The following is a 21,935-nucleotide window of genomic DNA, read 5'->3' as shown; positions in this document are numbered from 1 at the left end:
AACGTCTGTCAGAACCGAGAGGATGCCCCGCGGGAAGACTCAGATGTCTTTCTTCCCATCCAACCGCTTGCCCCACCACGGTCGATTGAATTGGCTGAAGGTGGTCGCATAGCGGAACTCCTGGCGCTCCGGCAGCGGCGTGTGATTGGGCGGCGGCAGCACCACGATCGCGCGCGCGGAGCCAGGGTCTTGCGTGCTCACGTACATCACGGGGTGGTTGCGCCGATGGGCCGCATAGCTGGCCATCAGCAAAGAGAAACTGACGGTGTTGGCGCCCAGGTCTCCCAGCAGCGACACCATGTCCACGTTCTGTTCGACATCGTCGAAGTCATCGATATCGATCTTCAGGTCATGAAGGGCACGGGTGAGCAGAACCAGTCGTGCCGTCGCGTCCTTGGTGCCGCGTCCCGCGTCGCGCACCCAGGTCCCGATCTGCTTGGGTGCAATGCCTGCATTGGCAGCGGCTTGCTCAATCGCCGCGCGATAGGCCATGGATGCCTTGGTGTCGCCCTTGGCTTCAGGCTTCATGTCGTCGATCGACACTTGAGCGGGTGCATACCAGTTGACCAACGGCGTGCGACCAGTAGCGAAACCCGGATTGGCCAGCATCAGGAGGACCGCGGCTTCGTTGGGTTGCTCGTCCTTCGGCGCATTTGGCGCGTCGGCCGAAGCCATCCACATGCCCTTGCCAGGGACTTGGCGGATGTAGTCAAGAGAAGCCAGGAGGCCCGGCCAGCCATCGGCACTCGGAACCAGCGCAAGGTCGGGCTGAGACTCGCCTCCAAAGTACCCGTAGCCTGAGGTCCAGAAGTCGTTGACTTGCGCCGGCGTTGCGTAGCGCGGCTCAAAGCTCGAGACGATCTTCAGCCCGTTCATCTTGATCCCGTTCCAGAGGAAAAAGTGAAAACCGTCGTAGGTCGTTCGGTTGTAGTTGCTGACGGGAAGAGTGAACGCGGCGCAAGTTTCCCTGGTCAGGACATAGACGAAATGCGAGCGCTTTGTCGTGCCGCCGGTTCCGTCGACCGGGGCCCATACCTTCTTCGGGGGCACGCCCCGCGGTCCCGGATCAAGGAAGCCTGGCAGATTGAATGCCAGTGGATAGCCGCGTTGCGTCAGCGGCGAGATCAGGTTGGCTCCGATCAGTTGCGCCACAGGCTGAACGGCAACGGAGGCAGAAGGAAGCACGGATGCAGCGGCGACCGCCTCGCCCCCATTCTTGCGCCATCCCAGGGCGGAAAGTAGTCCCATCACGGCTCCCTTGGTCAGAAGTGTTCGACGTTGCTGCATGGAATGCCCTCAATACAGGAAGCCCAACGGAGGGCCTTCGCGTTCATCCTTGATTCCATCGGCGTAGGTTCGCATGTGCTCGATGTCGTAGTACTCATGAAGTGTTTTTTTGGATTTTTTCTTGTCTGGTTCGGTTGGGACTTCGTACTTTCCTTCTGCGTAGTACGAAAAGAAATTGTTGGGCTCCTGCTCCAACTTGTCCGGAATAAACCGCCAATGCGCAATCTTCCGGAACCTCACCCAATCCTCTGGACTCAGCCAGCAATTCCCCACCGCCACGTCATACGCAAGCACACACCGCGCATGCTCGGCATTGGTGAGGATGGTCGAGTGGTCCGTTGCGTTGGGGTTCTCGTTGATCATCCTCTGACGGTCTTTGTGTTCGTCTTCGTCTGTCTTGATATCGCCTTGCGCGCGGTGCATGCGAACGCGCGCATTGTGTTCATAGATCAGCTCGCCCTGACTTTGTGCATCGCCCTTGCCCTGCCCGCCATACAGCGTTCCAGTTTCGGGGTTCGCAGCATTCAGGGCATCGCGCGAACCGTCCTTGCCTTGGTCGAAGTCTCCGACGGTTCCGTAGCGAACGCTTTGCGGCATGACGGGCTTGCGCAAGTAAGGCGCAGAGACCGGCACGGCATAGCCCTTGTCCGGCATGGCGCTGGCACTGATGCCGCCCATGGCGCGGGTGATCACGTAGAACAGCGGTGACGCCAGCCACGACACCATCCGACTGGGCAAGGTCTGCGAGGGATTGAAGTCCAGCGAGTACTTCACATGCTCGGGCTCCGGCACCCAGAACTTCTTGGGGTCGTGGTTGTCCTCGTGATACCGGTAGGTGCGCCCCCAGGCCTTGTCGCCGACCTGCAGCGGCTTGCCATCGCGCCGGGCTTGGGCCCACACCCGCTGGAACATGGTGCCCGCCGGGCTCGGCTCCTTCGCACCTTCGGGCATGACTGTCGCGTCGACCTTCTTGAGGGTCGCAAGATCGAGGCCCTTCCAGCCGATGCCCTGAACCGGACTTGCCGAGATGACCTGGTCGTGCGGGTTGCAATAGAGAAAGATCTTTCCTCGGTTGTCCCGGTCCTTGGACAGGTCTTCCGGCGGGTCGACCCAGAAGGCACCCAGCTCCCACAGCGGCTTTCCGCTTTCCTTGTCCTTCAGGCCGAGCCAGGCATTGATCTCTTCGCGCTTCTGTTCCGCCGCGGCCCGGGCCTCGACCAACGCGATGAAATTCTTCAGGGTCGCGACGCGCGCCTCGGGCGTCACGGCGCCCTTCTTCCCGGCGTGGCTGCGTTGGCTCCGGTTGACGACCTTGTCCATGAAGTTGATCCCGGTCGAATAGGGCGGGTTGCACATGACATAGGTGTCGGCAATGGCCTTGCCACCCGATTCCTTGTCGTTGCTCCCCAGGAATGCAGCGCCCAGCGACACCATGTTGCCCTGGCTGTGGCAGACCACGGTGATCGGGCAGTCGGGTTGTGCCTTGCGGATGGCCTTGATGAGTTCCTTCAACCGGTGCGCCGCATGTGCGAAGTAGGCACGCGGAGGCGACGCGTAGATCTCGCGCCCTTCGACAGGCAGCATGTTGGTGTAGATCCACCAGAACGCGCGGTCGTTCAGCCCCAGCCCCCACATGTCGGCCAAGGTGGCCGTGCCGTTCTGAAACGGGCCACCGCCCCAGGCGTCGAACTCGTCGAGAAAGATGCGCTCCTGCCAATACTCGGCGTTGTCCTGTTCGTTGGTGCCGTCTTTCGCCGCAGCCTTGAAGCCCCAGCGAAAACGGATCACCGGCGAGCGTGCCTCGCTGCTTTCGTCGATGTACGACTTCGTGCTGAGACTCTGGTCCAGTCTGCCATCGGGTTGAACCTCGGGCTTGTATCGCACGGCCGCCAGCGTCGAGCTGGCAGCCGCGCCCTCGACCCAGCCCAGGCGCTCCATCAGGCCCTGGCACAACCCCGCCTCGGTCTGCTCGTACCACTCGCCCGTGGAATTCACGCCGTGCACGAGGATGATCACACCCGGAATCGGTGACTTGGCCAGCAACTCCTGTCGCGGGTCGAAGCTCTTTCCGGTCGACACGCGATCGTCGTTGGCGAGCACGTAGTTCTCTGCACTGACCGGCGCTCCCTGCGCAGGCGCTGCGTTTGTCGATTTGTCTGTCATGCGTGTCGTGTCCGGAGGAATTCGATCTTCATCGTCTCGAAGCCATCGAAATCGGTGATCGCGGTTTCGCCCTTGTCGTTGGAAACCCCTTCAATGACCAGGCCGTTGGCACGGGTGATCCTGTACCTTTGTTTCGGTATGGGATGACCATCGATCTCGCGCACGAGAACAAAGGAGCGATGGCTGCCGCCCGACTTCGGAAAAGCTGGCAGGTCTGCCCCCAGGCTCGTCGGCCCAGCCAACTTCCGCTGCACCGAGTGATAAGTGATCTTCCCCGGACACTCGAACGTGATGTCCCCATCCTGCAGCGTGATCGACGCGCCCTGCGCCGTCGCGATGCGGATCTTCTTCTTGGCCGCGAACTCCACCGTCTGGTCGGTGCTGGCGATCTTCAGCGCTTCCTTGGCCTGCACGCGCAGTTCGTCGTGCTGCGCCTGGAAGTCCAGGTCGTCGTTGCCCGCGATGACCGACAGGCCCGTGTCCGCATCGGCCTTCTGCGCCCCGGCCAGCACGCCGATGGCCTGGCCGCTGTGCACGCGCAGCACGTCGGCCAGCGCCAGGTTGATGTCGCCGCCGCTGGCCAGCGTGGCGGTCTCGCCGCTGACGACCTGCAGCTGCTGGCCTGCCACCATCGCCAGCCCGCCGCGCGCGGCCAGTGCGATCACGGCATCGCTCGTGTGCGGCACCTTGCCTTCGCCCGTGGCGATGGCCTTGTCTGCGGCATCGGCGTAGGCGGCATCGAGCGCATCGGCCGCCACCATGCCGCTGGTGGTGCGCTCCATCGCGGCGTACGGGGCGCGTTCCCTGTCCAGCTGCGATTCGTCGGCCTTGCCGGCTCCGATGTGCCCGGCCAGCTGCACGGTCTCGTGGGTCCTGGCCGCATCGCTCAGAGCCTGACCCAGCTGCTGCACCTGCTTGAGCAGCGCCATGCCGGCGGCGAAGTCGCCCACGGGCTCCAGCTTCTGGCCGCCTGCGCCGTGGTAGGTGCTCAGCAAGACGCCCTTGCCGCCGCGCAGGGCGGCATAGCCGTCGGTGCGCAGCTCCAGCCCCTGGCCTCGGAAGCTGCCGCGGAAGTTGTCGGCCTGGTGGATGAGGTGGCCCAGGTTCAGCTGGCTGTGGGCGGTGCTGGCGTGCAGCTGCACACGCAGCTGCTGGTTCGAATCGTCGAACACCAGCTGGCTGAAGCCCTCGCCGCCGAACTCCTTGGTCTTGAAGCCGCTCAGGGCCGCGGCATTGCGGTGGCCCTTGTCGTCGGCGCTGGCGCCATGCCAGGGTGGGGCATGGCCCGCAGCCAGGTTGGCCTGAGCGCTGGGCGAGGCGTTGCTGGCCTGGGCGAAGACGTCGTTGCTGTCGTTGCTGCCCTGTTCGCTGTTCTCACCGGCGCGCGATGCGCCGCCGGGCGTGGGGGCGATGCCGCCGTCGCCGCGGCCGTTGTACAGCGCCCCGACGATGACGGGCTGGTCCACATCCAGGTCGACGAACTTGACCAGCACTTCCTGGCCGATGCGCGGCAGCCACTGCCAGCCCATGCCGGGGCCGGCCTGGCGCTGGGCCACGCGGATCCAGCGGGTGCTGCGGTTGTCCTGGGCGTTGTCACCGTTGCTGTTGTCGCTGGCGTTGTTCTGCCAGTGGAAGCGCACGCGCACGTCGCCGCGGTCGTTGCAGTACAGCTCGTCGGCGCCATTGGGCGAGGTCTCGCCAGCGGGGCCGACCACGATGGCGCTGTGCACGCCGCTGGCCGTGGGCCTGGCGTGCAGGCGGGCACCGTCGGCCGCCGCCAGGGCCGGGCGCCAGGGGCGAGGGGCGTGCACGCCGGAGAAGCTGTTGGCGTAGCCCTGGGCCTGCGCGGTGGCCAGGCTCTGGGGCTGCGGGTAGAGGTTGTTGTCGTTGCTCGTTGCCACTGCTGCAGACACCAGCCCGAACACATCGGCCTCGGCCGTCACGGGAGCGCAGGGCTGGTCGAACACCAGGTGTTCCGTCAGCGCACCCAGCTGCGCCGCAATCGACGCGGCCGTGTCCTTGGGCAGGTTGTTGATGCCCACGTGTTCGACGGTGTCCAGCAGCAGCGCAGGCCTGGCCTGCAAGCCCAGCGCGGGCGCGTCGTCGATCTCGAGGCGCGTGCCCGCGCGCAAGGTGCGCACGGTGCTGTGGCCCAGCATCAGGTCGGCGCGGCATTCGGCCGCTTCCATCATCAATGCCGCGTAGCGCTCGACGGTGCGGTTGGTGTCCCAGCCGCGGCTGCGGTCGTTCAGGCCGAGCACGTCGTCGTATTCCAGGCGCGGGGCGTTCTTGCCGCCGACCGGAAAGCGCGCCGGGGCGCTGCCTGTGAGCTGGCGCTTGCCGTCGACGTTCCAGGCGCTCAGGTGCACCTGGGCCACCGACTGGCGCATGCGGCGCACCAAGGCCTGCACGGCGTCGCTGCGCTCCTGGGAGCTCTTGCGGTGAAAGCGAACGGGCGAGCCCGCATCGGCGGGCTGGGTGTCGTTCGACGCAAAGATCACGAGCTTGTGGCCGGTCGGGGCCTGGGCGTCTTCCTCGATGCGCCAGGCCAGGCCTTCTTCGGCCAGCAGGCGCGAGAAGAAGTCGTAGTCGCTCTCGCGGTACTGGGTGCAGTAGGTGCGAACGGGGGCGTCGGCCAGGAAGCTGTTCACTTCGGAGGAGAAGGCCCAGCTGCCGGCCTCGGCGTACGGGGCGAGCACGCGCTCGATGATGTCTGCCACGCTGCGCTGCTGGAAGACCTGGCTGCGGCCCTGCTGGGTGGCCAGCCAGAGCCAGGGTACGAGCGTGAGGCGGTAGCGCGCCAGGCCGCCGTCGGCGCCGAGTGACTCGACGGCGCGGATCAGGCCGGTGCGTCGGCCCACGGAGCCGTCGGCCAGCACAGTGACCAGTGTCAGCGGTTGATCGATCAGCGATGAAAGCGCCAGGTCCGCGCGCAAACTCAGGCACACGATGCGCAGCTCGAACAGCTGTGACACCGCCTCGCGTTGCACCCAGCCCTCCACGCGCAGGGCGTCGATGCTCTCGCGTGCGGCAGACGACGACGATGAAGCAGCACTCGGCGCTTCGAGGCGATACAGCCGCGCCGTCTGGCTCAGCTCGGCCCACAGGGCACTGCGGTCAGCGGATGGTGACGACGAACGCATGCGCAAGGGCACGCTGCCGTGGTTGGACATGAAACTCCCCGAACTTATTTTTCTTCCCCGCGTTGCGCGGGGTGGCATGCGTCCGATTGTCGGAGTCCCGGTGGCCCGAGCGTAAGTACCTGAAAGTAGCACCCGGCGATGCAGGACGGCGCCTCAGTCCGGCAAATGCACGCCGCTGTCCCGGCGCCCTTCTTCCTCTGCCGCCACCAGTCGCAACCCGGCGCGCACGCGCGCCAGCGTCTCGTTCTCGCGCTGCGGCGCATACACGGCGTGGGCCGAGTGCGAGAACTCCGGCGCGCCCTCCACCATCCGCAGCCGGCCGTCGGCCAGGAAGGGCCGCGCGACGCCGATGCGGAAGTAGCCCGCGCCGCCCACGGCGAGCAGGTAGGTGAGCGCCAGCGGCCCGAGCGAGATCGACACCGGCGCATGGGCCAGCTCCGGAAACGCGGCCTCATGGTTGGCCGCGAAGGCCGGGCCCCAGTCGACCGACACGTAGCGCGTGCGGTCGAGCCGGCCTTCGGGGTCGGTGGTGACCATCACCAGCCGCTCCTCGGCCAGCAGCTCGGCCACGAGGCCGGGGCGCTGCGGCGGGTTGTAGAGCACGGCCAGGTCGAGCGCGCCGCCCTGCACGGCGTCGAGCAGGCGCTGCGCGCTGTCGACCTCGGCGCGCAGCGCGATCTCGGGGCAGACGCGGTGCATCCAGATCAGCCAGTCGGCCAGCAGCGGATGCCACAGGCTGGGCTCGCTGCCCACGCTCACGCCCTCCTCGATCCCCGGCGGCAGCGCCACATGCTGGCGTGCGCGCTCCCACACCTGCACCAGCGTGGTCGCGTGGGCCACGAAGCGCTCGCCCGACGTGGTGAGCCGCGCGCCGGCCTTGTTGCGCACGAACAGACGCCGTCCGAGCTGGTCTTCGAGCAGGCGGATGCGCGCGCTGACGGCGGTCTGCGTCAGGTGCAGCCGCTCGGCCGCGGCCACGAAGCTGCCGGTGGCCGCGACTTCGAGAAAGGTCCGGGCGAGGCCGATGTCCATCGGATTCATATTAGTTTTTTTGCACTCATTTGCAATGAACATTCATTGGCTTGGGGAGAAGCATCGGTTCACCATGAGCGCACGACTTCAGGAGCCCCGCCCCATGCGTCCCCTGCCGCCCATGCCCCACGCCTGCCCACCTGACGATGCCGCTGCGCCCTTCGCTGACACGCCCGCCGCGCTGCGCGCGCAGGGGCTGCGCTTTCCCGAGCGGGTGGAGGTGTCCTCGCCGGTCTGCTACGCCGACGAACTGGACGCGGCCTACCGCGAAGCCGGCGACCGCGACGCACTGCTCGCCGCGCTGAACGAACTGCTCGAAGCCGAGCGCGCCGGCGCGCGCATCACGCTGCGCAGCGCCGCCGAGACCGCCGACCCCGCGCTGCAGCGCCTGGTGACCGACATCCACCGCGACGAGGTGCGCTGGTGCGGCGTGCTGATCGACGCGATCCAGTCGCTGGCCGCCACGCCCAGCACGCGCACCGGCGCCTTCTACGAGCGCGCGATGGCAGTGCCGGAACTGGGCGCGCGCCTGGCGCTGCTCAACCGCGGCCAGGGCTGGGTGGTGCGCAAGCTGCAGGCGCTGCTGCCGCGCATCGTCGACGCGCACATCCACGGCGAGCTGACGGCCATGCTGGTGTCGCACCAGCAGAACATCGCGCGCGTGAGCGCGCAACAGGCCCCGCACGGGCCGCAGGAAGGCGCCTGAGAAAGTTGCAACACGGCGCGGGGATGCGCCATCCAATGGGCAGAAGGAACTCATCGCATGCCGCCCACCGCCCTGCCCCTGACAGCCGATGCCGACGCGAACGCGCCCGACGCCGACCTGGCCGCACGCGCCGCGCAGGGCGACACGCAGGCCTTCGCGCGCATCATGCGGCGCCACAACCAGCTGCTGTTTCGCACCGCGCGCAGCATCCTGCACAGCGACGCCGACACCGAAGACGCGCTGCAGGACGCCTACCTGCGCGCCTGGCGCGCCATCGGCGGCTTCCGTGACGAAGCAAAGCTCTCGACCTGGCTGGTGCGCATCGTCATCAACGAGGCGCTGGGCCGCCTGCGCCGCCGCGGCGCGCAGGTGATTCCGCTCGACGGCGGCGTGGCTTCGGAGGATGACGACGACGCCCCCGACACCCAGCTCGCCGACGACCCCGACCGCCAACCGGAGCGCCTCGCCATGCGGGAAGACCTTCGCCGACTCATGGAGCGCCGCATCGACCGGCTGCCCGACGCCTACCGCACCGTGTTCGTGCTGCGCGCGGTGCAGGAACTCAGCGTCGGCGAAACCGCCGAGGCGCTGCAGCTGCCCGAGGCCACGGTGCGGTTGCGCTTCTTCCGCGCCCGCAGCCTGCTGCGCGAGAGCCTGTCGCGCGACATCGACCTGGCGACGGGCGACGCCTTCGCGTTCGACGGCACGCGCTGCGACCGCATCGTGGCGCGCGTGCTGGCGGCACTGCCCTGATGCTTTCCCACAACCACCACCCCGAGGAGACCTCGCCATGTCCTTTTTCCTGATGCCCACCCCGGCCGCCGCGCGGCGTGCCTTTCTCGGCCACTCCGGCCTGATGCTGTCGGGCGCCGCCGTGGCGCTGCTGGCGGGGCGCGACGCGCTCGCCGCGAAGAGCGGCGGTGCCACCGGCAACGACGTGCAGATCCTCAACACCGCGCTCGGCGCCGAGCTCGAAGCGATCGCGGCCTACCAGCTCGGTGCGGAAAGCAAGCTGCTCGAGAAGCCCGTGCTCGACCTCGCCGTGACCTTCCAGGGCCACCACAAGGAGCATGCGGACCTGCTGGCCAAGACCATCTCCAAGCTCGGCGGCAAGGCCGTCGCGGCCAAGGCGCGCTACGACTTCCCGGTGGAACAGCTCAAGTCGCAGGCCGACGTGCTGCGCTTTGCGGCCAAGCTTGAGCAAGGTGCCGTGAGCGCCTACCTGGGCGCGGTGCCGTTGTTCGGCAACCGCGAGCTGTCGAAGGCCGCGGCCAGCATCCTCGGCGACGAGGCGATGCACTGGGCCGTGCTGCGCCAGGCGCTCGGCGAGGCGCCGGTGCCTTCGGCGTTCGTGTCGTGAGCCGTGCGGCGCGTGGGCTCGCAGCGGGCCTGCTGGCCGCATGGGCCTGTGCGAATGCCGCAACGCCCGACGCGGTGCGCGGCGAGCAGGTCTACGCGCGCTGCCAGGCCTGCCACGCGCTGGCCACCGACCGGGTCGGGCCGCGCCACTGCGGCCTGTTCGGCCGGCTCGCCGGCAGCGTGCCGGGCTTCGCGTACTCGGAGGCGATGAAGAAGTCGCGCATCGTGTGGAACGACAAGACACTCGACCGCTTCCTCAGCGCCCCGCTCGCGATGGTGCCGGGCAGCAGCATGACCTACGACGGCGTGCCCGACCCGCGGGACCGCGCCGACCTGCTCGCCTACCTGCGGCAGGCGAACGACACGCCGGCCTGCGCGGCGCTGGCGCGGCCTACGCCGCGCTGACTGCGGGCGTGAAAGCGCCCGCGATCTCGCGCGTCACGCGCAGGAAAGCTTCCATCTCACCCACCGTGTGGCAGTGCAGCGGCGACACGCGCACGGTGCCTTCGAGCCCGAAGGATTCGAGCATCCGCTTCGAGTAGATGCTGCTGGCCACGCGCTCGTACACGGTGACGCCGCGCTGGCCGTACTCGACCACGGCCTGCGTGCAATCCAGGCCATCGAAGCCGATGCCCAGGATCAGGTCGCGCTGCGTGAGGTCTTCATGGTCGAGGAACACCTGCACGCCGTCGAGCGCGCGCAGGCCCGGCGTCTGCGCGGTACCGTCGAGCAGCGTCGCCAGCAGCGCGCGCTCGTGCAGCTCGATGCGCTCGATGCCCGCCACGAAGCGCGCCCGGCGGTCGGTCGCATCGGTGAAGTGGCCGCCGAGCCAGCCCACGTAGTCGACGATTTCGGTGAGCACCGCGAACTGCCACGGCGCCGAGCTGCCCAGCTCCCAGTGGCCGGGCTTCTTGCCGGCCAGCTTGTGGTGCGGCAGCGCGGCCGCGCGCTCCGACATCCACGAGAAGCCCGAGCCGCGGCAGCCGAAAAACTTGTAGGGCGCGAGGTTGATGCCGTCCACCGGCGTCTGCTGCAGGTCGATGACGCCGTGCGGCGCGTGCTGCACGGCATCGACGAGGATGTACAGGTCGGGCTTGATCTCGCGCGCGCGCCGCACGATGGCCGCCATGTCGAGCTTGGCGCCCGAGATGTTCGACGCATGGATCACGTTGAGCACGCAGGTGTTCTCGTCGACCAGCCCCACGATGGCGTCCACGTCGACGCCGCCGGTGACGGGGTTGCTCTTCGCCACGCGCAGCTCGCGCCCGAGCCGTTCGGCATACAGGCGCATGGCATCGAAGGCCGAGGGGTGCTCGAGCGCGGTCGTGACCATGTTCGTGCCCGGCACGTTCTCGGCCACCGCGCGCACCATGTCGAACATCGCGCCCGAGGCGGTGAGCGAGGGGTACACGCTGCCGCCCGTGGCATTGAGGATGGTGCGCAGGTCGTCGGCGCCGCGCGCCTGCATGGCCTGCAGCTCCACGGCGGTGGCGTGGATGCGCTCGGCGTTGTCGGGAATGGCGTCGACCAGCGCGAAGCGCTCGACCGCGGCCTTGAGCCGGAACGAGCCGCCGGCGTTGTCGAAGTACAGGCGCTCGCGGCCGTGGTGGTCGCGTTCGATGCCCAGGAAGCGCTCGCGCACCTGGCGCATCAGCGCATCGGAAAGGAGCTCGCCTCGGGGCAGGTCCGCACGTGTGGCTGCCATGGTGTCAGACGCCCTTGTTGTTGGGGTTCTTGTAGATCTCGCGCACCGCGTCCGTCATCGGGAAGTTCAGGTTCGCGTTGCGCGGCGGGATCGGCGAGAGGAACCACTTGGTGTACAGCTGCTCGATGGCGCCCGACTTCATGAGGCCGTTGACGGTCTCGTCGACCAGCGCCTTGAACTCGGGGTCATCCTTGCGCAGCATGATGCCGTAGGGCTCCTGGCGCAGCGACTCCTTGAGGATCTTGTAGTCGCCCGGATTGGTGGAACTGGCGATCATGCCGGCCAGCTGCACATCGTCGAGCACGTAGGCATCGGCGCGGCCCGTGGACAGCAGCAGGAAGCCGTCGGAGGTGTCCTTGCCCGCAATCTCGTTCACCTCGATGGTGCCGCTCTTGCGCGCGCCGCGCAGCAGCTGGATCGAGGTGCTGCCCGAGACGGTGGCCACGTTCTTGCCGTTGAGGTCGGGCAGCGCGTTGATGCCCGAGCTCTTCTTCACGGCGGCCGTGATGTTGGTGACGAAGTGGCTGGGCGCAAAGTCGACCTGCGCCTGGCGCTGCGTGGTGTTGGTGGTGGTCGCGCAGTCGAGGTCCACGGTGCCGTTCTGCAGCAGTGGGATGCGGTTGGTCGAGTTGAGCATGGTGTAGCGCACCTCGATCTTCGGCAGGCCCAGCTTGGCCTTCACCGCATCGACGATCTTCAGGCAGATGTCGTTGGTGAAGCCGATGGGCGCGCTGTCGGCACTGAGCTTGTACGAGAACGGGATCTGGCTGTCGCGCGCGCCGATCTGGATCGTGCCGCTGTCCTTGATCTTGCGCAGCGTGCCGGTGTCCTGTGCGCTGGCGGCGCCGCAGGCGAAGACGAGGGCGAGTGCCGAAGCAAGAGGCAGTTTGAAGTCCATGGTGTGTTCCTTGGGTTGCAATGACGGTGGCCTGGCGCGCATCTTCTGCGTCCCGATGAATTTCTAAAAGCGATTTTTTGTGATCGAATCGCATGAAGAAAAGCGTTCTTTTGTTCAGGAGCCGCCCGCCGTGATGACCTTCAAGCAACTCGAAGCCCTGTACTGGATCGCCCGGCTGGGCGGCTTCGCGCAGGCGGCCAACCAGCTGCACACCTCGCAGTCGGCCATTTCCAAGCGCGTGCACGAGCTGGAGCAGCTGTTCGACACCGAGCTGTTCGACCGCAGCCAGCGCACGGCGCGCCTCACCGAAAAAGGCGAGGAGATGTTCGTGCTCGCCAGGAAGCTGCTCGACCAGCGCGACGCCGCCGTCGAGCAGTTCGGCAAGCCCGGCGTGGTGGAGCGGCGCATCCGCCTGGGCGTGACCGAGCTCACCGCCATGACGTGGCTGCCGCGCCTGGTCGGCCTGATCCAGCAGCACTACCCCAAGGTGATCCTCGAACCCGACGTGGACGACAGCCTGCAGCTGCGCGACAAGCTGCTGGCCGACGAGCTCGACGTGGTCATCGTGCCCCACACCTTCGCCGACTCGCGCATGCAAAGCAAGGTCATCGGCCGGGTGAAGAGCGCGTGGATGTGCAAGCCCGGCGTGATTCCCTCGACCGCGGCCACCGGCACCGTGCGCCTGCACGACCTGGCGCGCCACCGCATGCTGGTGCAGGGCAACAACTCGGGCACCGGCCGCGCCTACGACGCATGGATGAAGGACCAGGGCGTGCAGCCCGCCAACGCGATCGTGGTGAGCAACCTCGTGGCGCTCACGGGCCTCACCGTGTCGGGCCTGGGCGTGAGCTACCTGCCGCGCGAATGCCTCGCGCCGCTGGTCGACGCCGGCATGCTCGAGGTGCTCGACGTGACGCCCGCGCTGCCCGTGGTGCGCTACGTGGCCATGCACAAGGGCGAGCACCGCAGCGCGCTCACGTCGTCGATCGTGATGCTGGCGCAGGCGTGCTGCGACTTCACGCGGATGTTCCAGGCGCAGCCGGAAGACGAGGCCGCGGCAGGCGCACGCTGAGATCGCGGGCACCTTCTGCGCGCCCTTTTTTGCGCGCCGAATGCGGTGTCCGTGACGCGAAACCCACATGCTTTCGAGGGGGTGCGACGCGCTCGAAATTGACGGCAAGATGAGCGCCATCGCGCGGCATTCAGCACGACCCGCTGGAGATAAGACATAACGCTTCCATTTCCGGCCGGCCTTGCAAATGAATACCCGCGCGTAAGACACGTCCCAGGTTTCGCGTCCTTCTTTTGTCTTATCGCCGTCGCACGGCGTCCTTCAGAAAGTGCCCATGACCATCACCGTGACACGCCAGGATCCGCGCTACAACACCCTGAAGAAAGGCTTCAACCTGCGATGGCCTTCCGTTGAGTCGGATGCGGCATCGCGCATCGAGCTGGTGGAGAACGCGGACGATGCCGCCGCCGCGCTGCAGCGCATCGTCGATGCGGGCCGGCGGCCCACGGTGCGCAGCGGCGGGCATTGCTATGAAGACTTCGTCTCCAACAACCCCGGCGGTGCGATCCTCGACCTGAGCCTGCTCACGCAGGCCAGTGCCGAGCGCAAGGGCGACGGCCGCTACCGCGTCGCACCCGGCACGCAGAACTGGAACGGCTACCTCGATCTGTACAAGCAGCACAACGTCACGCTGCCCGGCGGCTCCTGCTATTCGGTGGGCGCGGGCGGGCACATCTGCGGCGGCGGCTACGGCCTGCTCTCGCGCCTGCAGGGCCTCACGGTCGACTGGCTTTCGGCGGTGGACATCCTCACGGTCGATGCGCGCGGCAAGGTGGTGCCGCGCACCGTGGACGCGACGCGCGACCCGGAGCTGTTCCGTGCCTGCCGCGGGGCGGGCGGCGGCAACTTCGGCGCGATCACCAGCTACGTGTTCGACACCCTGCCGACCGCGCCGCGCGAGGTGGCGCTCGCGGTGGTCGCGTTCGACTGGGCCAGCATGACGCCCGCGCGCTTCGCCCAGCTGCTCGCCATCTACGGCGACTACTGGGCCACGCGCGGCACCTCGCCCGACACCTGGGGCATGTTCTCGCTGCTCAAGCTCACGCACCGCTCGTCGGGCCAGATCGTGATGCTCACGCAGTTCTGCAACCCCGACGGCACCTGCAACGACCTCACGGTGCTCCACGACTTTCTCGACCGGTTTCGCGCCTGCACGCCCGTGCCGCTGAAGGGCCGCACGCCCGGCGTGGGCCCGGCGCCGCGGCAAGACACGGGGCAGCTGCTGTGTTCCAAGCCGCACACCGTGACGCGCTACGACTGGCTCACGGCCACGCAGTACCTCAACGGCTCGGGCGAGAACCAGCGCGGCAAGTACAAGTCGGCCTACATGAAGCGCAACTTCACCGCCCGCGAGGCGCAGCGCATCTACACGCACCTCACGCGCACGATGCCCGGCATCGACCTGAGCCAGTCGCTGGTGCAGGTCGACTCCTATGGCGGGGCGATCAACAAGCCCGAGCGCATCGACGACACCGCCGTGCCGCAGCGCGCGTCGATCATGAAGCTGCAGTACCAGACCTACTGGCGCAGCGCGGCGGACGATGCGGGCCACCTGCGCTGGATCGGCGATTTCTACCGCGACGTGTACGGCACGCCCGACGTGCCCGAGCGCTTTGCCGGCACGCCTTACCCCGGCGAGCGCTACGAGGGCTGCTACATCAACTACCCGGACAACGACATGCTGGCGCACCCGTTCTGGCCGCAGCTGTACTACGGGGACCAGGGGCTCTACGCCTTCCTTCGGAAAGTGAAGCGGCGCTACGACCCGAACAACATCTTTCACCACGCCATGTCGGTGCGGCCCTGAACGAGAGGAAGAATTTCCATGCCACACAGCCCCAACCGCTTCGGTCAGGACCGCCGCGCCGTCATGCAGTGGATCGGCGGCGCCTCCGCGCTCGGCGCGCTGACGCCGATGGTCCCCGCCGGCGCGCAGACGCCCGACACCGGCGCGGCCGCTACCACCGCCAGCACCGCGCCCGCGCCCCGCTTCGCCTACGTCGGCACCTACACCAGCGACGCGCCGGGCGGCACCGCCGGCGGCCCGGCATCGAAGGGCATCTACGTGCTCGCGATCCGGGACGGCAGCTGGACGCCGGTGCAGACCGTCGCGAGCGCGAACCCCTCGTTCCTCGCGGTGCACCCGAGCCGGCGCTTCCTCTACGCGATCAACGAGATCGACACCTACCAGGGCCTGCCCACCGGCACGGCCGAGGCCTATGCGATCGATGCGAACGACGGGCGCCTGACGCTGCTCAACCGCCAGCCGCTCTCGCTCTCGGGCGTGGTCCCCGCGCACCTGGCCGTGTCGCCCGACGGCCGCGCGCTGGCCGTGGCGCTGTACGGCGGCGGTGCTTACAACGTGCTGCCCATCGAGGCGGACGGCAAGCTCGGCAAGGTCTCGGGCATCGAGAAGGAAACCGGCACCGGCACCGACGCGCAGCGGCAGGAATCGCCACATCCGCACATGGTGCTGTTCGACGGCACGGGCCAGCGCCTGCTCGCCACCGACCTGGGCACCGACCGCATCAACGCGTTCACGCTCGCCGACGGCCAGCTGGCCCTGCTCGGCCGCACGGCCGTCGCGCCCGGCAGCGGCCCGCGCCACCTGGCACTGCATCCGTCGCAGCGCTTCCTGTACGTGGTGAACGAACTCGACGCCACGGTCGCGGGCTTCGGCTACGACGCGGCGAGCGGCAAGGTCGGGGAACAGCGCCAGCGCGTCTCGACCGTGCCCGAGGGCTACACCGGCCAGAAGAACGCGGCGGCGCTGGTGATGCATCCGTCGGGGCAGTTTCTCTACGCGAGCAACCGCCGCTTGAAGTCGGACCACCCGATGGCCGACAGCATCGCCGCGTTCCGCATCGACCCGAGCAACGGCGCACTGACACCGCTGCAGCACTGGGGCGAAGGCCTGCGCTTTCCGCGTGCGCTGGCGATGGCGCCGGGCGGCAGCCACCTCTACGCGCTCAGCCAGAAGGGCGACACCCTCTTGCGTCTGCGCATCGATCCGGCCAGCGGCAGGCTGGACCAGCCGGTGCAGGTGGCGCAGGTGCCCGTGCCCGTCTGCCTGGTGTTTGCTTGATCCCTAGCGTCCGCGCGTGAGCATCCGCCCCGCGCGCGCCAGCACCTTCGCTTCGCCCTCGCCACCACGGTAGGCCAGCACCCCGTTCACGAACACGCGCTCGACGCCGAGGCTCACGCCGTGCGGCTTGTCGTAGGTCGCGGTGTCGGTGATGGTCTCGGGGTCGAACACGACCACATCGGCCATGGTGCCGACACGCAGCAGGCCGCGATCGGCGATGCGCAGGTTGCGCGCCGTCATGCCCGTCATCTTGTGCACCGCCTGCTCCAGCGTGAAGAGCTTGCGCTGACGCCAGTAGCGCGCGAACACGCGCGGAAACGCGCCCCACAGCCGCGGGTGCGGATGGCGGTCGTGCGGCAGGCCGTCGCTGCCGATCATGGTGAGCGGGTGCGCAATGACGCGCTCCACGTCTTCTTCCTGCATCTGGAAATAGCAGGCGCCGCCGGGCTTCAGGCGCAGGCAGGCCTCCTGCTCGGTGGTGCCCCACTCACGCGCGATGTCGGAGATCAGGCGGCCGGTCATCTCGGGGTGCGGGTCGGACCAGGTCAGCAGCACGTCGATCACGCCGTCGACCAGGTCTTCGCGCAGCACGGTGGAGCCGGCCACGTAGGGGTAGACGTCCATCGCGATCTCCTGGCGCTGCGACAGCGCCTCGATCAGCGGCAGCGTCTCCTTCGTGCGGCCCCAGTTCGCGGGACCGGCGCACTTGTGGTGCGAGATGACCAGCGGCACGCCCGCGCTGAAGGCCGTGTCGCCGGCCTCGTGCAGCGCCTCGATGATCTGCTGCATCTCGCTGCGCAGGTGCGTGGCGTAGACGCCGCCATGGCGCGCCACGACGCGCGCGAGCGCGGTGACCTCTTCAGCCGGTGCAGCAAAGGCCTCTTCGTAAAACAGGCCCGACGACATGCCGTGCGCGCCCGCGGCCATGCAGTCGTCGAGCAGCGCTTCCATGCGCGCGAGTTCATCGCCATCGGCGGGCCGGTCCAGCGCCTGCATCGCCGCGAAGCGCAGCGTGGTGTGGCCCACGAGGGCTGCCACGTTGAGTGCTGGCTGCACCGCATCGACCGCCGCACGGTACTCGGCCATGGTCGCGTGCTTGAACGAATCCGCGCCCAACAGCGTGAGCGGCGGCTTCGATTGCGGCGTGCGGTACGGCGCCAGCGAGATGCCGCAGTTGCCCGTGACCACCGTCGTGATGCCCTGCGACACCTTGGGCAGGCACAGCGGATCGCGCAGCACGATGGCGTCGTCGTGCGTGTGCGCGTCGATGAAGCCGGGCGCGATCACCTTGCCGCGGCAATCGATCACGTCGACGTCGGCGATGTTCAACCCTGCAGGCAGCCGCGTGCGCAGGCCGTCGCCCAGCGCCAGGATGCGGTCGCCCTGCAGCAGCACGTCGCCGGGCCACGAAGGGCCGCCCGAGCCGTCGACCACGAGGCCGGCTTCGAGCAGCACGGCTGGGGTGTCGCTCATGGTTCGCTGTCTCCCTTTTTCGTGTTGATGCCGCCGCCGTCCCAGCTTTGCAGCGGGTGCGTGGTGGCGTCGATGCCGTGGCGCTGGAAGGCCTCGCGCGCGCGCTGCAGGCGCTGCACGGCGGGCTCGCCGCGGCGCTGCGCCACCAGCACGGTGAGGATCTCGATGACCGTGAGGTGCGTGAGGTAGGCGTCGATGCCCACGTGCATCACGGCATCGTCGGGCACCGACAGGCCGATGAGGAAGTCGGCCTTGGCCGCGAGCGCCGTGCCCGGCCGCGTGATGGCGACCACCTGGGCGCCCTGCCCGCGTGCGATGTCGACCGCGTCGAGCAGCGAGGGCATGCCGCCCACGTGCGAGATGGCGATGACCACGCCACCCGGACGCTGCGCCGCGCCGGCCACCTGCTGCAGGTGGTAGTCGGCCCAGGCGTTGGCCGACAGGCCGAGGCGGAACAGCCGCGCCTGCAGGTCGTTGGCCATGAACCACGAGGTGGCGCCCGCACCGTACAGGTCGACGTGCGGCGCGGCCGCGATGGCGCGCACGGCGCCGTCGAGCACCTGCATGTCGAGCTGGCCGCGCACGCCCGAGACCGAGGCCGCGGCGCTGCGCGCGATCTTGCCGACCACCTCGTCGGCGGCGTCTTCGATGTTGACGCGGCGGTGCAGCGGCGAACCGCCAAGCGCCAGCTCCTGCGCGAGCGCGAGCTTGAACTCGCGCAGCCCGGCAAAGCCGAGGTCACGGCAGGTGCGCATGATGGTGGGCACCGAGCTGCGCGAGCGCTCGGCCAGCTGCTCGAAGCTCTCTTCGAGCGCGCGGTCGGGGTCTTCGAGGATCAGGTCGAGGATCGCGCGCCGCGTGGCCGGCGCGTCGCTGCGCGCCTCGGCGATCCTCTGGAGCAATGAGGGCGTCATCGGTGCGTTTTCAGAAGTGCATGGCGACGGCGTCGCTCACGCGGTAGTCGTTCTCGACCACGGGCATCCAGTGCCATTTGTCGAAGGTGGTGCAAGGGTGCGAGATGCCCAGGCCCACGCGGTCGCCGACCTTGGGTGCATCGGCCTCTTCGCTCGCGTCCCAGCGCAGGTAGGCGTGCTGGTCATTCAGCGCCGTGATCTTCCAGCCGGCGGGCACGCCCTGCGGCTGCAACGCGCCGCGTGCGGCGCGTGCGATCGGCACGGGCATCGACAGGTCGAAGGAGATGTCGCGCTTGCCGACCGACAGGATCGCCAGGCCGGGCTCGGGCCGCGACTGCACATTGGCCCAGACTTCCATCGCCGGCGTCAGGCCCTCGCCGCATTCGCAACCCAGGCGTTCGTCGACCACGCTCACCATGCGCTTGTAGAAGCCGTGGTCGTGCGTGACGTAGCAGCCCGAGCGCAGCAGGCCGCGCACCGGCGCACCCAGCGCGGGCTTCAAGCGCCCGGCCACGAGGTCGAAGATCGCCGAGCCGCCGGCCGAGACCAGCACTTCGTCGGTCTCGAACAGCTTGTGCGTGTCGCAGTGGCGCGCCACGGCCTCGACGCGGTCCATCAGCGTGGTGGCGTAGGCCGTGTCGGGCCCGCTCTCGCCCGTGGCGCCCTGCCCTTCATAGGTCTCGATGCCCACGAGCTTGGCCGCGTCGCTCGCGCGCACCCGCGTGGCGAGCGCAATGGCTTCGTCGTGCGTGCGGCAGCCGGTGCGTGCACCCTGCACGCCGATCTCGAGCATGACCTCGAAAGGCACGCTCGCGGGGTTGCGCTTCGACCAGTCTTCGATCAGCGCCAGCTGCGCGACCGAGTCGACCAGGAACACGACACGCAGGTCCGCGTGGTCGGCCAGCAGCAGCTGGATGCCGGCCAGGTCTTCATCGCTCACGACCTGGTTGGCGATCAGCGTGCGGCGCGCGCCAGCAGCCACGCCCACGGCCAGCTGCGTGACGGTGGCAAAGGTCAGGCCCCAGGCGCCGGCGTCGAGCTGGCGCTGGAACAGCTGCGGCGACATGGTGGTCTTGCCGTGCGGTGCGAGGTCGATGCCCCATTCGCGCACGCGCGATTGCATCCACGCCAGGTTGTGCTCCAGCGCCTCGCGCTTGAGCACGGCCAGCGGCAGCGGCAGGTCGCCGGCCAGCACGTTCCAGCCGGCGGCGCCGACTTCGCTGCGCAGGCGCGGCGGCTGGGTGCGCGGGTAGCCCTTGAAACGGTCGCTCAGCAGCGGGTCGATGAAGTCGTGTGTCGAGGAAGAAATGTCGGTCATGGTCGTGCAACGGCGATGTGGGAGAGCAGTTCTTTGCGGATGCAGGCGCTGTAGTGTGCGGGGGAAACCTCATCCAGGCTGGGCACCGTCTGCGCACAGGCCTCGATGGCATGCGGGCAGCGCGTGCGGAACACGCAGCCCGAGGGCGGCGAGATCGGGCTGGGAATGTCGCCCTTGAGCGCAATGCGCTCGGTCGCCATCTCAGGATCGGGCTTCGGGCTCGCGGCCAGCAGCGCCTGGGTGTAGGGGTGCGAGGGGTTCGCGAACAGCTCCTCGGTGGTGGCCACTTCCATCACCTTGCCCAGGTACAGCACCACCACGCGGTCGCACAGGTACTCGACCACGTCGAGGTCGTGCGAGATGAAGAGCATGGTCAGGCCCAGGCGCTCGCGCAGGTCCGCCAGCAGGTTGATGACCTGCGATTGAATCGACACGTCGAGGGCAGACAGCGGCTCGTCGGCCACGATGAACTCGGGCTCCACGGCCAGCGCGCGCGCCACGCCGATGCGCTGGCGTTGGCCGCCCGAGAACTCGTGCGGGAAGCGGCTCGCATGCTCGGGGCGCAGGCCCACGGTCTCCAGCAGCTCGGCGATGCGCTTGTCACGCGCGGCGGCGCCTTTGTGCAGGCCGTGCGTGGACAGCGCCTCGCCCAGGATGGCGCTGATGCGCATCTTCGGGTTCAGGCTGGCGTACGGGTCCTGGAAGATGATCTGCAGCTTGCTGCGCAGCTTGCGCATGCGCTCGCCCGAGAGCTCGCCGATGTCGTCGCCGCGGTACAGCACATGGCCCTCGGTGCGCTCGACCAGGCGCAGCACGGTGCGCCCGATGGTGCTCTTGCCCGAGCCCGATTCGCCGACCAGGCCGAGGGTCTCGCCGGGCTGGATTGCGAAGGACACGTCGTCCACCGCGCGCACGGGGCGCTCGCTGCTGCCGAAGTATTTCTTGAGGCCGCGGACTTCGATGAGAGGCGAGGAAGAAGGGGAAGAAACAGAGATAGCGGTCATGCGACCCTCGCGAGTTGGGCATCGGGCTGCACGCGCACGCAGCGCGCCTGGCGGTCTTGCCGGATGTCGATCAGCGGCGGCATCGCGTCCTTGCAGCTCGCCAGCGCTTGGTCGCAGCGCGGCTCGAAGGCGCAACCGGGCGGCGGGGCCAATGGGCTCGACACCTGGCCGCGAATCGCGAAAAGCCGCTTGGGCTTGGGCTGGCCCGGCTGGCGCGCCTTGCCCGGTAGGCAGGCCAGCAGGCCCTGCGTATACGGATGCTCGGGCTGCGCAAAGAGTGGCCGCACGGGCGCACGCTCGACCACGCGGCCCGAGTACATGACCACCACGTCGTCGGCATGGTGCGCCACCACGCCCAGGTTGTGCGTGATGAACAGGATGCTCATGCCGGTCTCAGCCTGCAGCCGGCGCATCAACTCCAGGATCTGCGCCTGGATGGTCACGTCCAGCGCGGTGGTGGGCTCGTCGGCAATCAGCAGCGTCGGGTCGCAGGCCATCGCGAGCGCGATCATCACGCGCTGGCGCATGCCACCCGACAGCTGGTGCGGGTACTCGTGGATGCGTTGGGCCGCAGCCGGAATCTCCACCAGCTCCAGCATGCGCAGCGCATGGGCCAAGGCCGCCTTGCGATCGAGCCCCTTGTGCAGGCGCACGCTCTCGGCAATCTGCTCGCCGATGGTGAACACCGGGTTCAGGCTCGTCATCGGCTCCTGGAAGATCATCGACAGCTGGTTGCCGCGCAGCGAGCGCATCTCGCGCTCGCCGATCTGCAGCAG

General features: G+C 68.3%; 18 protein-coding genes. 7 read left to right on the top strand and 11 right to left on the bottom strand.

The genetic code is table 11. The features are described from left to right. Positions 1-39: 39 nt before the first annotated feature. The 4 genes from AC07OX_RS06290 to AC07OX_RS06275 all read right to left on the bottom strand — a co-directional run bounded on the left by AC07OX_RS06290 (position 40) and on the right by AC07OX_RS06275 (position 7,625). Positions 40-1,287 (bottom strand): hypothetical protein, encoded by a 1,248-nt coding sequence (locus AC07OX_RS06290; protein ID WP_495260870.1) that lies wholly within the window; start codon positions 1,285-1,287, stop codon positions 40-42. A gap of 9 nt (positions 1,288-1,296) precedes the next feature. Continuing rightward, on the bottom strand, positions 1,297-3,450 hold the full coding sequence (locus tag AC07OX_RS06285) for a T6SS effector phospholipase Tle3 domain-containing protein (RefSeq protein ID WP_495260871.1): 2,154 nt from the start codon (positions 3,448-3,450) through the stop codon (positions 1,297-1,299). Beyond that, on the bottom strand, positions 3,447-6,623 hold the full coding sequence (locus AC07OX_RS06280) for a type VI secretion system Vgr family protein (RefSeq protein ID WP_495260872.1): 3,177 nt from the start codon (positions 6,621-6,623) through the stop codon (positions 3,447-3,449). The genes AC07OX_RS06285 and AC07OX_RS06280 overlap by 4 nt, the downstream gene beginning before the upstream one ends. A gap of 123 nt (positions 6,624-6,746) precedes the next feature. Next, positions 6,747-7,625 carry a LysR family transcriptional regulator gene (locus AC07OX_RS06275; RefSeq protein ID WP_495260900.1) on the bottom strand — a complete coding sequence of 293 codons (879 nt, stop codon included), beginning with the start codon at positions 7,623-7,625 and terminating at the stop codon, positions 6,747-6,749. A gap of 103 nt (positions 7,626-7,728) precedes the next feature. On the opposite strand from AC07OX_RS06275, the gene AC07OX_RS06270 reads away from it, so the two are divergent. From AC07OX_RS06270 to AC07OX_RS06255, 4 genes are read left to right on the top strand one after another with little or no spacing between them, the layout of a single operon-like run. Next, positions 7,729-8,331: a DUF6306 domain-containing protein gene (locus tag AC07OX_RS06270; RefSeq protein WP_495260873.1), complete on the top strand. Its 603-nt coding sequence runs from the start codon at positions 7,729-7,731 to the stop codon at positions 8,329-8,331. A 57-nt stretch (positions 8,332-8,388) separates the two neighbouring features. Next, positions 8,389-9,084, top strand: a complete 696-nt coding sequence (locus tag AC07OX_RS06265) for an RNA polymerase sigma factor (protein ID WP_495260874.1) — start codon at positions 8,389-8,391, stop codon at positions 9,082-9,084. Positions 9,085-9,121: 37 nt separating this feature from the next. Beyond that, positions 9,122-9,691 carry a ferritin-like domain-containing protein gene (locus AC07OX_RS06260; RefSeq protein WP_495260875.1) on the top strand — a complete coding sequence of 190 codons (570 nt, stop codon included), beginning with the start codon at positions 9,122-9,124 and terminating at the stop codon, positions 9,689-9,691. 29 nt (positions 9,692-9,720) lie between these two features. After that, a complete protein-coding gene (locus AC07OX_RS06255) occupies positions 9,721-10,095 on the top strand; it encodes a c-type cytochrome (RefSeq protein ID WP_495260901.1) in 375 nt (124 codons plus the stop codon). Here the strand turns inward: AC07OX_RS06255 and AC07OX_RS06250 are convergent. Beyond that, positions 10,082-11,395 carry an aminotransferase class V-fold PLP-dependent enzyme gene (locus AC07OX_RS06250; protein WP_495260876.1) on the bottom strand — a complete coding sequence of 438 codons (1,314 nt, stop codon included), beginning with the start codon at positions 11,393-11,395 and terminating at the stop codon, positions 10,082-10,084. The genes AC07OX_RS06255 and AC07OX_RS06250 overlap by 14 nt on opposite strands. A 4-nt stretch (positions 11,396-11,399) precedes the next feature. Next, positions 11,400-12,293 (bottom strand): amino acid ABC transporter substrate-binding protein, encoded by an 894-nt coding sequence (locus tag AC07OX_RS06245; RefSeq protein WP_495260877.1) that lies wholly within the window; start codon positions 12,291-12,293, stop codon positions 11,400-11,402. Between the two features lie 133 nt (positions 12,294-12,426). Here AC07OX_RS06245 and AC07OX_RS06240 point away from each other — a divergent pair, with 133 nt between their 5' ends. The 3 genes from AC07OX_RS06240 (at position 12,427) to AC07OX_RS06230 (ending at position 16,450) form a co-directional block, all read left to right on the top strand. Next, a complete protein-coding gene (locus AC07OX_RS06240) occupies positions 12,427-13,365 on the top strand; it encodes a LysR family transcriptional regulator (protein WP_369631599.1) in 939 nt (312 codons plus the stop codon). Positions 13,366-13,639: 274 nt separating this feature from the next. Continuing rightward, positions 13,640-15,172 carry an FAD-binding oxidoreductase gene (locus tag AC07OX_RS06235; protein WP_495260878.1) on the top strand — a complete coding sequence of 511 codons (1,533 nt, stop codon included), beginning with the start codon at positions 13,640-13,642 and terminating at the stop codon, positions 15,170-15,172. Between the two features lie 18 nt (positions 15,173-15,190). Next, positions 15,191-16,450 carry a lactonase family protein gene (locus tag AC07OX_RS06230; RefSeq protein WP_495260879.1) on the top strand — a complete coding sequence of 420 codons (1,260 nt, stop codon included), beginning with the start codon at positions 15,191-15,193 and terminating at the stop codon, positions 16,448-16,450. 3 nt (positions 16,451-16,453) lie between these two features. Here the strand turns inward: AC07OX_RS06230 and AC07OX_RS06225 are convergent, their stop codons facing one another. The 5 genes from AC07OX_RS06225 to AC07OX_RS06205 all read right to left on the bottom strand — a co-directional run. After that, the gene (locus tag AC07OX_RS06225) at positions 16,454-17,923 is read right to left on the bottom strand and encodes an N-acyl-D-amino-acid deacylase family protein (protein WP_495260880.1); all 1,470 of its coding nucleotides are present in this window, start codon (positions 17,921-17,923) and stop codon (positions 16,454-16,456) included. After that, a complete protein-coding gene (locus tag AC07OX_RS06220) occupies positions 17,920-18,837 on the bottom strand; it encodes a MurR/RpiR family transcriptional regulator (RefSeq protein WP_159279704.1) in 918 nt (305 codons plus the stop codon). Before AC07OX_RS06220 ends, AC07OX_RS06225 begins: the two co-directional genes overlap by 4 nt. 10 nt (positions 18,838-18,847) lie before the next feature. Then, entirely contained in the window at positions 18,848-20,155 is a 1,308-nt protein-coding gene (locus AC07OX_RS06215) for an amino acid deaminase (protein WP_495260881.1), read from the bottom strand. Then, the gene (locus AC07OX_RS06210; RefSeq protein ID WP_495260882.1) at positions 20,152-21,159 is read right to left on the bottom strand and encodes an ABC transporter ATP-binding protein; all 1,008 of its coding nucleotides are present in this window, start codon (positions 21,157-21,159) and stop codon (positions 20,152-20,154) included. The genes AC07OX_RS06215 and AC07OX_RS06210 overlap by 4 nt, the downstream gene beginning before the upstream one ends. Beyond that, a partial coding sequence (locus AC07OX_RS06205) for an ABC transporter ATP-binding protein (protein WP_495260883.1) occupies positions 21,156-21,935 on the bottom strand: 780 nt, incomplete at its 5' end. The genes AC07OX_RS06210 and AC07OX_RS06205, both read right to left, overlap by 4 nt.

The organism is Variovorax sp. GW821-FHT09D07, assembly GCF_059416345.1.
This window is presented reverse-complemented; position numbering and strand designations above follow the sequence as displayed.